Source organism: Roseateles amylovorans (assembly GCF_025398155.2).
Classification (GTDB): domain Bacteria; phylum Pseudomonadota; class Gammaproteobacteria; order Burkholderiales; family Burkholderiaceae_C; genus Roseateles; species Roseateles amylovorans.
The window spans coordinates 4,848,491-4,861,555 of sequence record NZ_CP104562.2 but is presented as its reverse complement, the minus strand read 5'-3'; the positions used below and the strand labels follow the sequence as shown (position 1 = coordinate 4,861,555).

The 13,065-nt window shown below is 66.8% G+C and carries 11 protein-coding genes; 7 read left to right on the top strand and 4 right to left on the bottom strand.

Annotated features, from left to right (window positions below; all coding sequences use genetic code 11):
• The first annotated feature begins 94 nt into the window (after nt 1-94).
• The 6 genes from N4261_RS20170 to N4261_RS20145 all read left to right on the top strand — a co-directional run bounded on the left by N4261_RS20170 (nt 95) and on the right by N4261_RS20145 (nt 7,228).
• On the top strand, nt 95-934 hold the full coding sequence (locus tag N4261_RS20170; RefSeq protein ID WP_261757050.1) for a cell division protein FtsQ/DivIB: 840 nt from the start codon (nt 95-97) through the stop codon (nt 932-934).
• 8 nt (nt 935-942) lie between these two features.
• The gene (gene ftsA, locus N4261_RS20165) at nt 943-2,172 is read left to right on the top strand and encodes a cell division protein FtsA (RefSeq protein ID WP_261757049.1); all 1,230 of its coding nucleotides are present in this window, start codon (nt 943-945) and stop codon (nt 2,170-2,172) included.
• 113 nt (nt 2,173-2,285) lie between these two features.
• Complete coding sequence (ftsZ, locus tag N4261_RS20160) at nt 2,286-3,524, top strand: cell division protein FtsZ (RefSeq protein ID WP_261757048.1); 1,239 nt, start codon at nt 2,286-2,288, stop codon at nt 3,522-3,524.
• 490 nt (nt 3,525-4,014) lie between these two features.
• Nucleotides 4,015-6,057, top strand: coding sequence for a sensor histidine kinase (locus N4261_RS20155; RefSeq protein ID WP_261757047.1), 2,043 nt, complete (start codon nt 4,015-4,017; stop codon nt 6,055-6,057).
• A gap of 24 nt (nt 6,058-6,081) precedes the next feature.
• Complete coding sequence (gene lpxC, locus N4261_RS20150; protein ID WP_261757046.1) at nt 6,082-7,017, top strand: UDP-3-O-acyl-N-acetylglucosamine deacetylase; 936 nt, start codon at nt 6,082-6,084, stop codon at nt 7,015-7,017.
• Between the two features lie 28 nt (nt 7,018-7,045).
• Entirely contained in the window at nt 7,046-7,228 is a 183-nt protein-coding gene (locus tag N4261_RS20145) for a hypothetical protein (protein ID WP_435531957.1), read from the top strand.
• Between the two features lie 84 nt (nt 7,229-7,312).
• Here N4261_RS20145 and N4261_RS20140 read toward each other — a convergent pair whose 3' ends face one another.
• The 3 genes from N4261_RS20140 to N4261_RS20130 form a co-directional block, all read right to left on the bottom strand.
• A complete protein-coding gene (locus tag N4261_RS20140) occupies nt 7,313-9,100 on the bottom strand; it encodes an ABC transporter ATP-binding protein (protein ID WP_354005376.1) in 1,788 nt (595 codons plus the stop codon).
• Nucleotides 9,087-10,838 (bottom strand): ABC transporter ATP-binding protein, encoded by a 1,752-nt coding sequence (locus tag N4261_RS20135; RefSeq protein WP_261757044.1) that lies wholly within the window; start codon nt 10,836-10,838, stop codon nt 9,087-9,089. Before N4261_RS20135 ends, N4261_RS20140 begins: the two co-directional genes overlap by 14 nt.
• Before the next feature lie 418 nt (nt 10,839-11,256).
• Nucleotides 11,257-11,628, bottom strand: a complete 372-nt coding sequence (locus N4261_RS20130; protein ID WP_261757042.1) for a COG4315 family predicted lipoprotein — start codon at nt 11,626-11,628, stop codon at nt 11,257-11,259.
• 233 nt (nt 11,629-11,861) lie between these two features.
• On the opposite strand from N4261_RS20130, the gene N4261_RS20125 reads away from it, so the two are divergent.
• Nucleotides 11,862-12,206, top strand: a complete 345-nt coding sequence (locus tag N4261_RS20125; RefSeq protein WP_261757041.1) for a DUF805 domain-containing protein — start codon at nt 11,862-11,864, stop codon at nt 12,204-12,206.
• 309 nt (nt 12,207-12,515) lie between these two features.
• Here the strand turns inward: N4261_RS20125 and ruvC are convergent, their stop codons facing one another.
• Nucleotides 12,516-13,064 carry a crossover junction endodeoxyribonuclease RuvC gene (gene ruvC / locus N4261_RS20120; RefSeq protein WP_261757040.1) on the bottom strand — a complete coding sequence of 183 codons (549 nt, stop codon included), beginning with the start codon at nt 13,062-13,064 and terminating at the stop codon, nt 12,516-12,518.
• Nucleotide 13,065 lies beyond the last annotated feature (1 nt).

Here is a 13,065-nt window from a genome sequence, read left to right as displayed (position 1 = left end):
CCCGACCCCGACCCCGACCCCGACCCTAAACGCCGGACCCAGCCCCGTTCGAACACCCATCCCCTTCACCCACATCGACCGAGCCATCGCCACCATGGGCGCCACCTTCACCAGCCAGGCCACACCGTTGCCGTCGGACATCCGAGTGATGAACGCCGTCGCGGCGTTGCTGACCTTGCTGGTGGTGGCGGGCGGCCTGGCGATCGGGTTGCAGTGGCTGGTGCGGCAACCCTTCCTGGCCATCCGGTCCATCACGGTGGAAGGCGACGTCACCCGCAACAGCAGTGCCTCGCTGCGTGCCAATGCGCTGCCGCGTTTGAGCGGCGGTTTCCTGACGATGAACCTCAAGAGCGCGCGGCAGGCGTTCGAATCGGTGCCCTGGGTTCGGCACGCCACGGTGCAGCGGATCTGGCCGCGCCAGTTGGTGGTGCGTCTGGAAGAACATCGCCCCGCCGCCTATTGGGAAACCAAAGCGGAAAACGCGGACGCGGACAGCGACGCGGTGGTCGACACCCAACTGGTCAACAGCTTCGGCGAGGTGTTCGAAGCCAACCTCGGCGATGTCGAGGATGACGATCTGCCCACCCTGGCCGGCCCGGAGAAAACCTCCGGCGCCATGTTGTCGATGTGGCGGGAACTCGATCAACTGACCCGCAGGAAACTCAATGAAGGCGTGGAGCGGCTGGATTTGTCCGGACGAGGCTCCTGGCGCGCCACGCTGGAAAAAGGGTCGGTCATCGAATTGGGACGCGGGACCGAGGCGGAGGTGGTTGCGCGATATGGCCAATTTATCGCCAGCATTCCCCAGATCACCGCGCGCTATCACACCTCGCTGATTTCGGCCGATCTCCGCCATGAGCAGGGATATGCGGTTCGGCTGGCCGGTGTGACGACGGTTTCAAACGCGCCCAAGGGCGCCACCAAGAAGAATTGAGGACAGGCATGGCCAAGGAATACAAAGATTTGGTCGTCGGGTTGGACATCGGTACCGCCAAGATCATGGCGGTGGTGGCTGAGGTGATGGGCAATGGGGAATTGCGCATTGCCGGTCTGGGCGTGGCGCCCAGCCATGGACTGAAGCGCGGCGTGGTGGTCAATATCGACGCCACGGTGCAGTCGATTCAGCAGGCGCTCAAGGAAGCCGAAATGATGGCCGACTGCCGGATTGCCCGGGTTTTCACCGGCATTACCGGCAGCCATATTCGCGGTCAAAACTCCACCGGCATGGTGATCGTGCGGGACAAGGAGGTCACCCCGGTGGATGTGGCGCGGGTGGTTGAAACCGCCAAGGCCATCAATATCCCGAACGACCAGCGGCTTTTGCTGGTCGAGCCTCAGGAATTTGTGATCGATGGCCACGAGGTCAAGGAACCCATCGGCATGAGCGGGGGGCGGCTGGAGGTCAAGGTCCACATCGTGACCGGCGCTCAGAGTGCGGCTGAAAACATCGTCAAATGCGTGCGTCGCTGCGGCCTGGAAGTGGAGCAGCTTGTGCTGAATCCGAGCGCCTCCAGTTTGGCGGCACTCACTTCCGACGAGCGGGACCTGGGCGTCGCGCTGGTCGACATCGGCGCCGGCACCACCGATGTGGCGATCTTCACCGGCGGGTCGATCCGCCACACCGCCGTCATTCCAATCGCCGGGGATCTGATTACCAGCGATATCGCGATGGCCCTGCGCACGCCGACCAAGGATGCGGAGGAAATCAAGGTCGAGCACGGCGTGGCCAAACAATTACTGGCGGATCCGTCCGATCAGGTGGAAGTGCCGGGTTTGGGCGACCGGGCACCCCGCATGCTCTCCAAGCAGGCCTTGGCGGGCGTGATCGAGCCGCGCGTGGAAGAAATCTTCTCGCTCGTGCACCAGGTGATCCGGGAATCGGGCTATGAAGAGCTGCTGTCGTCCGGGATCGTGCTGTCGGGCGGATCGTCGGTGATGCCTGGGATGGTGGAACTGGCGGAGGATATTTTCCTGAAACCGGTACGACGGGGAAATCCCACTTACAACGGTGCCCTGTTTGACATGGTGGCCAATCCCCGTTCCGCCACCGTGATGGGTTTGCTGGAAGAGGCCCGCCTGTCGCGCACCCGGGGATTCAAGGCGGCCCAGCAGGCAGGTTCGGTGAAGACCCTCTTCGGACGGGCGAAGGATTGGTTTCTTGGTAATTTCTAGAGTTTTCCTGGCCTCTGTGACCGGGTATGGCCCCGGAACGAGGGGCAAAAATGGGGCGCGCCCCACTTCAATTTTGCTGATGGTAGTTGCACAATATGGACAGGAGGTTTGATATGGCCATCGAGATGATCGAAGAGTTTGATCAAGGCACCCAGATCAAGGTGATCGGTGTGGGCGGCGGCGGCGGTAATGCCGTTGAACACATGATTGCGCAAGGTGTCCAGGGCGTGGAGTTCGTCGTGGCGAACACCGATGCACAGGCCCTGAATCGCTCCAAGGCTGACCAACTCCTGCAACTGGGCCATACCGGCCTGGGCGCGGGTGCCAAGCCCGAGGTCGGCCGCACGGCCGCCGAAGAGGCCGAGGCGCGCATCCGCGAATCGATCACCGGTGCGCACATGCTGTTCATCACCGCCGGCATGGGCGGCGGCACCGGCACCGGTGCGGCCCCCGTGATTGCGCGCATCGCCAAGGAGATGGGCATCCTGACCGTCGGCGTGGTCACCAAGCCGTTCGAATTCGAAGGCTCGCGTCGCGGCAAGGCCGCCGATGCCGGTCTGGCCGAGCTCGAAGCGAATGTGGATTCGCTGATCGTCGTGCTCAACGACAAGCTGCTGGAAGTCCTGGGCGACGACATCACCCAGGATCAAGCCTTCGCGCATGCCAATGACGTGCTGAAGAATGCGGTGGGCGGCATCTCGGACATCATCCACATGCCTGGCCTGGTGAACGTCGACTTCGAAGACGTCAAGACGGTGATGAGCGAGCCCGGCAAGGCGATGATGGGCACGGCGGTGGCCGCTGGTCCGGACCGTGCCGCCAAGGCGGCCGAGCTGGCGGTGGCTTGCCCGCTGCTGGAAGGCATCGACCTGTCGGGCGCGCGCGGCGTGCTCGTGCTGATTGCGGCGGGTCGCAACAACTTCAAGCTGGCCGAAAGCCGCAACGCGATGACCGCCATCAAGCGCTATGCCGCGGACGATGCGCACATCATCTACGGCACGGCCTACGACGACAGCCTGGGCGACCAACTGCGCGTGACCGTCATCGCGACCGGCCTGAGCCAGCGCAACCAGAAGCAGCAGCCGTTGCAGGTCGTGCAGCAGACCCAGTTGCGCACTGGCACCGACAACATGCCGGTGCTGACGCAACCGGTGGTCATGCCTGGATCCGCGGCGGCACAGGGCGGCATCGCCACCCCGGCCGCCACGATGAGCGCAGCGGACTTCGGCAGCATGAACGTGCCGAGCGTCTGGCGCCATGGCCGTACGGCTGCAGCCAAGGTCGAGGCCCTGTCGTCCAACGGCATGGACGAAATCGAGATCCCGGCCTTCCTGCGCAAGCAGGCGGACTGAGTCGACCTCGATCGACACGCCAACTCACCATCAGCTTCAAGGCCATGCCGTCACCGGCATGGCCTTTTTTCTGGGTGAGCGCTTTTTCTTGTTTCAATTCTGGGCTCGTCCGCCAAGCGGAACTTCGGCACACTTGCGGCCCATGCGCCAGCGCGCAATAACACCGACAGAGTGCTGAATGGTCCAGGGAAGCCGAACAAGGGAGACAGCGACCGATCGCGCCGCGCGTGCGTTGGGTGCCGCCCGTGAGGACGGCGGTGGGCTCCGTGGCCCGATCCGGCTTCTGATGGCATTGATCGCTTTGATTGGTGCGATGGCATCGATCGCAAGGATTGCATCGATCGCAACGATCGCATCGATCTTCGGATCCCGGACGCCAGCCCGCACCGTGACGGCGGGGCTGTCGAATCTCTCCCAAGGTGCCGAGTCTGCCGCGCGCGCTGCGCTCACGGCGCGTTGGCCGCAGCTTCAATGGCTGCTCCTCGGGGTCTTGTCCGCGCTGATGTCGCTCTGTCCGGGGCTGGTGGCCGCACAGGTGGCTCAAACCGAGCCTCAGCCAACCCTGGTCGCACTGCCGCCGAAGGCCGCCCTGGTCGAAGGGGCTCCGGGCTCGGTGCTGGCCCCGATGACCGGGCCGGGTGCCCAGCGGGCCACCGAGGCCTGGGTGGCCACCACCGATTGGTCGCCGGAGCAACTCCGTGCCTGGTGGCGCGGCTTGCGCTCGATGGACGGCGGCGAAGGCAAGCTGCCGGCCGATCTCTTGCCCCCCACCCAGTCGCAGGCTTGGACAGCGGTGTCGCTGCCCGAGGTGCAGCAACGTGAGGCCGCAGGCGAAGAGGGCGGCGAGTCACGCCGATTCCAGATGCGTTGGTACCGGGTGCGCTACGCCGCACCGCAGGGTCGCTGGCCCACCAGCGTGGCCCTCTACATGCCGCGTCTGGTGGCACTGGCCGCGGCGGTGCTGGTCAAGACCGATGGCGGTTGGCGTCCGGTGTTCGACAACCAGTCCGGTGCGCGGGAGCAGTGGGTGCGGCCGTTGTGGGTGGTCCTGCCGGCCGCGCTCACCGAGTTGCAGGAAGAGCGCGAAATCGAAGTCGTGATCGCCGTGCCGGTGATGCAGGGCGGTTATTACTCGGTGTCCAGCGTGTGGCTCGGGGCCCGTGAAGACCTGGAGCCGCGGCATGATCGCCGCTGGGCGCTGCAGGTGGGCGTGCCGCAGGCGACCGGGCTGACGCTGGTGACGATGGGCCTGTTCGCGCTGGCGCTGTGGTTCAAGCGCCGCGAGGATCCGGCCTATCTGCTGTTTGCACTGGCCAGCGTGGCCTGGCTGCTGCGCAATCTCCACTATCACCTGGACCTGCCCCGTACCCGTGACGCCCTGGAATGGTTCTGGTGGCTGACCCATGCGTCGATGTCCTGGGTGATGCTGCTGACCTTCCTCTTTGCGTTGCGCTTCGCGCGGCAGCGCTTTGCCCGATTCGAGCGGCTGGTCGGGCTCTTCGTGCTGGTGGCCAGCCTGGCGTCGCTGCCGCTGTGGGGGCGGGGCTTCGATTCGCTGGTGCTGATGCACATCTGCAATGCGGTGGTGGGGCTGGCGGGCACCGGCTTTGTCGCCACCATTGCGTGGCGTCAAGGCACGCGGGAGCTGCGCCTGATCGCGGCGGCCTTGGTGATCGGCATTGCCCTGGGCATTCACGACCTGGGCCTGCTGGCCGGCTGGTGGTGGCCGGAACACGTCTATCTGATGCCGTTCTCCACCTTGGTGATCCTGGCCAGCTTCCTGTATGCGGTGCAGTACCGCTACATCGAGGCCCTGCGCGGCGTGGAGCGCGCCAATGGTGAGCTGGCCCAGCGTCTGTCCGAGCAGAGCGACCAGTTGCGCGCCCAGCACGACAAGCTGCGTGAAGCGGAGCGGCAGCAGGCGCTGCTGTTGGAGCGACAGCGTTTGATGCAGGACATGCACGACGGGCTGGGCTCGTCGTTGCTGTCGGCGATGGTGGCGGTGGAGCAGGGCTCCATGCCGCAGGAGCAGGTGGTCGACGTGCTGCGTGAATGCGTGGATGACCTGCGGCTGGTGATCGATTCGCTCGAGCCGGTGGGGCATGACCTGGTGTCGCTGCTGGCGACCATGCGCTATCGCCTGGGCAAGCGCCTGCAGCTCGGCGGACTCCGGCTCGAGTGGGATGTGCATGACCTGCCGGTGCTGGAATGGCTGGAGCCGCCGGATGCACTGCATGTGCTGCGGCTGATGCAGGAGGCGTTGACCAATGCGCTCAAGCATGCACGCGCCTCGCGGGTGCGTGTGGTAACGCGGGACCTGGGTAAGCGGGTGGAGATCCGGGTCGAGGATGACGGCGAGGGCTTCGACGTCGCCAGCGTGGCCCAGGGCCGCGGCTTGCGCGGCCTGCAGCGCCGCGCCCGGCAGCTCGGTGGCAGCATCCGGGTGGACAGCAGCCCCGGACACGGCACGGTGGTCACCCTGCGGCTGCCGGTGCATCGCAGTGATGCGGAACCGTTGCCCCAGCAAGGTTGACGCGGTTTTGGGACAATGCGCCCCATGCTGAAGCAACGAACCATCAAGTCGCTGACCCGGGCCGTCGGTGTCGGCATCCACAGCGGCCAGAAGGTCGAGATCACGCTGCGTCCCGCCGCGCCGGGCACCGGCATCGTGTTCCGCCGTGTCGACCTGGCCCAGCCGGTCGATATCCCGGTGAGCACGACCAATGTCTGCGACACCCGCATGGCCACCACCATCAGCCCGAAGGGCGATCCTGGACAGCCCAAGGTGCAGACCATCGAGCACCTGCTGTCGGCCTGCGCCGGCCTGGGTCTGGACAATCTGCTGATCGACATCAACGCGGATGAAGTCCCGGTGCTGGACGGCTCCGCCGCCAGCTATGTCTTCCTGCTGCAGTCGGCCGGCATCGAGCTGCAGAACGCGCCCAAGCAGTTCCTGCGGGTGAAGAAGCCGGTGGAAGTGCGTCGCGGCGAAGGCAAGAGCCTGATGTGGGCCAAGCTGGTGCCGCACCATGGCTACACCCTCAGCTTCCAGATCGAGTTCGACAACCCGGCAGTGGCCGCCACCGGCCAGCAGTACGTGTTCGACATGGGCAGCGGCGAGTACAAGCGCGAGATCGCGCGGGCCCGCACCTTCGGCATGACCAAGGACATCGAGCTCATGCGCTCGCGCGGCCTGACGCTGGGCGGCAGCATGGACAACGCCATCGTGGTGGACGACTACCGCGTGCTCAATGCCGAGGGCCTCCGCTACGACGACGAGTTCGTCAAGCACAAGATTCTCGACGCCATCGGCGACATGCAGGTGGTCGGCCATCCGCTGCTGGCGGCCTACACCTCCTTCAAAGGCGGCCATGCGCTGAACAACCTGCTGCTGCGGGAGCTGCTGGCAGACGCCGAGGCGTATGAGATCGTCACCTTCGAGGACGACCGCGAAGCCCCTCCCGGATTCGCCGAACTGGCGCCCGCCTGGTGACCGGTCGACCCGAGGAGTCCGTCTCGTGATGATCTTCCGACTCGTCTTCGGCTTGCTGCTGTTCGCGGGCCTGATCTGCTTTGCGGTCTACATCGGCACCAAGCAGCCGGTGTGGCGCCACCGCGGCATCCTGCTGATCAAGTGGACCGTGATCGCCGGCATCGGCTTCTTCGCCGTGCTGATCCTGGAACGTCTCGCGCTGCTGTTGTAGGGCTCGCGCCAAGGCGGCAGCGGGGGCTGACCGTCTCGGCGCGCCGCTGACAGCCGCATCGGCCGCGGGCGGCGCCGGGGAGGCTCACTCTTCCAGCGCCTGCAACTGCACCAGCCGCTGGTAGAGGCCGCCGTCGATGCGCATCAGCGCGTCATGGGTGCCGCGCTCGGCCAGGCGACCGTGATTCAGCACCACGATCTGATCGGCATCGCGCAGCGTGGACAGCCGGTGCGCAATCGCGATCACCGTGACCCGACCGTGCAGCGCGCGAAGGGCGTCGCCGACCTGCGACTCGGTGGCGCTGTCGATGTTGGCGGTCGCCTCATCCAGCAACAGGATGCGCGGATCGCCGGCCAGGGCGCGGGCCAGGGCGATCAACTGCTTCTGGCCGGTGGATACCGCCAATCCGCCGTCGCCCAGGCGGCTGTCGTAGCCGTTGGGCAGGGCCATGAGGAAGTCATGGGCCCGGGCATCGCGGGCGGCGGCTTCGATGCGGTCGTCCGACATGGCGCGGCCCATGCGGATGTTCTCCCGCACCGTGCCGGCGATCAGATAGGGCTCTTGAGGGACCAGGCCCAGCGCGGCGTGGAAGGCCTCGTCCGGCAATTGTTCCAGGGCCTGCCCGTCCACGAGGATGCGGCCTTGCTGCGGCTGATAGAAGCGCAGCAGCAGCGCCAGCAGGGTCGACTTGCCGGAGCCGGTGTGGCCGGCGATGCCGACGAAGCTGCCAGGCGCCACCTCCAGATCCAGATCGTGCAGCACCGGCTGCCCCGGCTTGTAGCTGAACTGCAGATGCTCGAAGCGGATCGCCCCCTGGGTCACCCGCAGGTCGGCGCGTTGGGAGCGCGGCTCGGCCGGCTCCTGCAGCAGCGCCCGGACCCGCGAGGCGGCCACCAGCGCCTGCTGCAACTGGCTGAACTGCATGGTGATCTGGATCAGCGGTTCGACCACCCGGGCGATGTAGGCCAGGAAGGCATAGAGCAGGCCGACCTCGATCCCGGAGACCTCGCGCAGGCCGAAGCCGTAGATCACGGTGACGATCAGCAGGACATTGAGCAGGTCCAGTGCCGGGCGCAGCAACCAGGCATTGGCGCGCAGTTCCAGCACACGCGCCTGCAGCTGCGCCTGATTGGCGGCCTCATACCGGGCGGCGAAACGCTGGGAGGCGCCGGCGGACTGCAGCATCGCCATGCCGGCCATGCTCTCGGCCATCTGGGCATTCAGGTCCGCGCGCAGGGCACGGGCGCGTTGCACCGGCTCGCTGCTGGCCCGCTGGTACAGCCAGATGATGCCGGAGCTGGCGGGCACCAGCGCCACCACGATCAGCATCAAGCGCCAATCCAGCCAGGCCATCGCCGCCAGCGCGCCCAGCACCACGATGCTGGAGTCCAGCATCACGAACAGCACCTGGCGGTAGAGGTTGTTCACCGCATCGGTGTCGTTGGTGATGCGGCTGAGCAGCTGACCGGAAATGCTGCGGTCGAAGAAGGCCATCGGCTGCGCCAGCACATGGGCATACACCTGCTCGCGCAGCCGCAGCACCGAGCGCCGAGCCACCGAGGCCATGCGCCGCAACTGCGCATACCGCAGCAGGCTCGCCGCCCAGCCGCTGAGCAGCATGGCGCCCAGCAGCAGCGCCATCGCGGCCAGGTCGAACTGGCGTGGCAGTACATGGACATCGATGAAGTGCTTGCCCAGGATCGGCCCGATGGCCTCCAGGGCGGCGGCGACCACCAGCCAGCCTAGTCCCTTCACCAGCCCGCGGCGTTCGGGCGCGGCGGCCTGCGCCAGCAGCTTGAGTGCTTCGCGCGGGGAATGGTCGGTGCCGGGGGCGGCCTTGCGCCCGTCGGCGGCGGTCTCAGGCAGCGTCAAGGCTGGCCTCCAATTGTTGATAGCGCCACTGGCTGGCATACCAGCCGCCCAGGGCCAGCAGGTCCTCATGGCGACCGCGTTCGACGATGCGGCCTTCACGCAGCACCACGACTTCGTCGGCCTCCATCACGGCGGACAGCCGATGGCTGACCACCACCAGGCTGCGCTCCGGATGTCGCAGCCGCAGCGCGCGCCAGTGGTCGAGGATCTGGGTTTCGGTGCCGCTGTCGACGGCGGAGAGGGCGTCGTCCAGCAGCAGCACCGGTGCGCCGGCCAACAGGGCGCGAGCGATGGCCACGCGCTGACGCTGGCCGCCGGACAGCGTCACGCCGCGCTCACCGACCAAGGTGTCATAGCCCTGCGGCAGTTGGGCGATGTCGTCATGCACGGCGGCCAGTTCGGCCATCTCCATGATCTGCTCGCGGGTGGCCTCGGGGCGTGCCAGGGCGATGTTCTCCGCCACCGAGGCCGAGAACAGGAAGGGTTCCTGCGGCACCCAGGCCAGTGCCCGGCGCAGCGCCTCCAGCCGGATCTCCGGCGCGGCCAAGCCACCCACCCGCACCGTGCCGACGTTCGGTTCGTACTGGCGCAACAGCAGCCGCAGCAGAGTGGACTTGCCGGAGCCGGTCGCGCCGACGATGCCCAGCGTGCGGCCCGGCGCCAGGGCCAGCTGAATGTCGCGAAGGGCCGGACGGGACATGCCGGGGTAGTGGAAATCGATGCTGTCCCAGGCGATGTCGGCCTGGGCGGGGACGTCGCGGGTGCCGGTGTCCACCAGCCCGGGGGGCGCCTCCAGGACCGGATGGAGCCGGGACCAGGCCGCGCGGCCGCGTTCGAGCAGGGACAGCACCCAGCCGGCGGCGAACATCGGCCAGATCAGTTGCCCGAGGTACATGGTGAACGCGGTCAACTGGCCGATGCTGATCACGTTCGTGCCGACCAGCCAGGCGCCGACGCCCAGCGCAATCACGGTGGCGGCGGTCAGCGACAGGCCCACCGCCGGCTCGAACATGGCTTCCCAGCGCTGCGCCTGGAACGTGGCGGTGCCGGCCTCCTGCGCCAGCTCGCTGAACTGGGCGCGGCTGCGTCCGACCAGCCCCAGGGCGCGCACCGTGCGCACGCCGGCCAGACTGTCCTGCACCTGCTGATTCAGCGAGGAGAAGCGTTTCAGTGAATCGGCGGAGGCCACATGCACATGGTTGGAGATGCGCCAGAACGCATACGCCATGAGCGGGAAGGGGATCAGTGCGGCCAGCCCCAGTCGCCAGTCGATGCCCAGGGTCATCATGGCCAGCACCAGCATCAAGGTCAGCGATCCGTCGAAGGCGGCGAGCAGGGCTTCGCCGGCGGCCATCTCGATCGCATCGACATCATTGGTCGCCAGCGCCATCAGATCGCCGGTGCGCTGCGCATGGAAGAACGTCGGCCCCTGGCGGGTCAACTGCGCATAGAGCCGGGTGCGCAGCTGCCGGCCCAGCTCATAGGCGGTGCGGTACAGCGCCAGCCGCCAGCCCACCCGCAGCAAATAGATCACCAGACCGGCGAGCACCAGCAGGCCCAGCTCGCGCAGCAGGTCCCAGCCGGCGATGCGGTGGGCCACCAACGCATCGACCACATGGCCGACCTGGCGGGGGATCCACACGGTCAGGATGGCGATGGTGCTGAGCATCAAGGCACTGGCGGCATAGGGACGCCAATGGCCGCGGATGTGGCCAGCGATCAAACGGGTGAGGGACATGAGCGACTTGGGGGAGGGGTGGCCGGCATTGTGCCGCCGGCAGCCGAGATGGCTTCGACGGTGCCTCCGGCGCGGTGCGGCAGACGGTCCGCGCACCGTCCGCTCAAGGCCTGCTCAAGGCCTGCTCAAGGCCTGCTCATGGCCCGCTCATGGCCCGCTTATGGCGTGTGCGGTCCACGTGCTGGGGCTGAGCCGGGCGAGGGAACTTGGATCGGCGCCGCAGACGCTCAGCCTTGAGACAGGTTGAGCGTCTGGCGAGGCGGTTTCACGGGGGCATCGATCCTGCGGCCGGCGGACTCATGGGCCTATGCCAGCGCGTTCCGGCGCGATCCCCTCGTGCGACGCTCAGCAGGATGGCGATCAAGCCGACGAGATGTGGCGCTGGCCTGAGGGGTGCGGGCCGGACGGTGGACGCGGATCAGGGCTTGGCGGTGTGCCAGACCTGATTGACGCCATCGCCGGTGCGGTCACCGGGTTTGGTGTCCTTGACCCAGAAGTAGAGCGGCTTGCCTTTGTAGGCCCACTGCTTGGCGCCGTCATCGCGGGTGATCAGGGTCCATTCGCCGGCGGGCTTGTCGTCGGCCTTGGCGACGAGTGGGGGCCAGTTCTTGGCGCAGGGGCCGTTGCAGGCGCTCTTGCCGGCGGTGTCCTTGTCGAAGGTGTAGAGCGTCATCTCGTTGGGGCCCACGAGGGCGCCGTCCTTGGCCATGGCGGGGGCCTGCTGTGCGCAGGCCAGGCTGGCGGCGGCCAGGAGGGAGGTGGCGGCGATGAGTCGCAGCGATGTCTTCATGCAGAGTCTCCTTGGGGGTGATTGCAACGACGCGGGCGCTGGGGGGAGGCCAGGGCCGGGGGCCATTGTGTCTGCATCGGCGGATTCGCGCGGATTTGTCCTTGATGGCTCGGGAGTTTCCCGATCCCCGCCCCTCGGGGGGATCGTTTTTGTGATGGTGGGTGGGTAGGATCGTGCGGATTCCAATAGCAACCACTGGATCCGAAGATCCGGACACGAGGAAAGAGGGAACCATGAACTTCACCGACGCCGTCAAGACCTGCTTCAGCAAATACGCCGACTTCACTGGGGTGGCCAGCCGCTCGGAGTACTGGTGGTTCACCTTGTTCATCATTCTGGCGGCGATGGTGACCAGCCTGATCTCCGACAAGCTGGCCGCGGTGCTGTGGGTGGCGATCTTGCTGCCTTCATTCGCGGTGGCGGCACGTCGTCTGCATGACATCGACCGCAGCGGCTGGTGGCAGCTGATCAGTCTGATTCCGCTCATCGGCGGACTGATTCTGCTGTACTGGCTGGTGCAGCCCAGTGGCCCGAACCGTTATGTCGGCGGCGTGGATACGCCCGGCGCATCGGTCTGAGGTCAGGGCTGGAGCGGCGGGCTGCAAGTTCATTCCTCGCTCCATGACAACCGGCGCAAGCCGAGAATCCACGAACAGCAAAGCCGAGCGCAGCGTCGCCGCCTCTCAAGCGGAGCACGGAGATCCGGCTTTGCCGGGCTCCTGCTCGTCCTCCTGGGGGCCGGCGGCAGCCGGTTGGGGACTAACTAACCACCGCTCAGCGAAAAGGCGAGCGCAGCGTCGCCGCCCCTCAAGCGGAGCATGGAGATCCGGCTTTGCCGGGCTCCTGCTCGCCCCCTCGGGGGCCGGCGCCAGCCGGTAGGGGGGGGCCTAGTATGTCCTTCCGCCCTTGAATTGCGCGTGCTGCTTGCGTTGCAGCGTCGTGCTGCGGCTCATGGCCTCGAACGAGACGCGCGCATGCGCATGCATGATCGCGATGCCCAGCGCATCCGCAGCGTCCTTGCCAGGCTCGCCCGGCAGGCCCAGCAGCCGCTGCACCATCGCCTGGATCTGCGCCTTGGCCGCGCCGCCATGACCGGCTATCGCCTTCTTCATCTGCACGGCGGTGTACTCCGAGACGCCCAGGTCGCAGGACACGAGCGCCGTCAGCGCCGCGCCGCGCGCCTGTCCCAACAGCAGGGTCGACTGCGGATTCACATTCACGAAGATGATCTCCACCGCCGCGCAATGCGGCTGGTAGCGCGCCACCACTTCGCGAATGCCGTCATACAGGATCTTGATCCGGCCCGGCAGGTCGCCGGTGGGCACGCCGTTGGTCTTGATCGTGCCGCTGGCGACATACGCCAGCTTCGAGCCTTCCGCGTCGACGACGCCAAAGCCGGTGGTCTGCAACCCGGGATCGATGCCGAGGATTCGCATG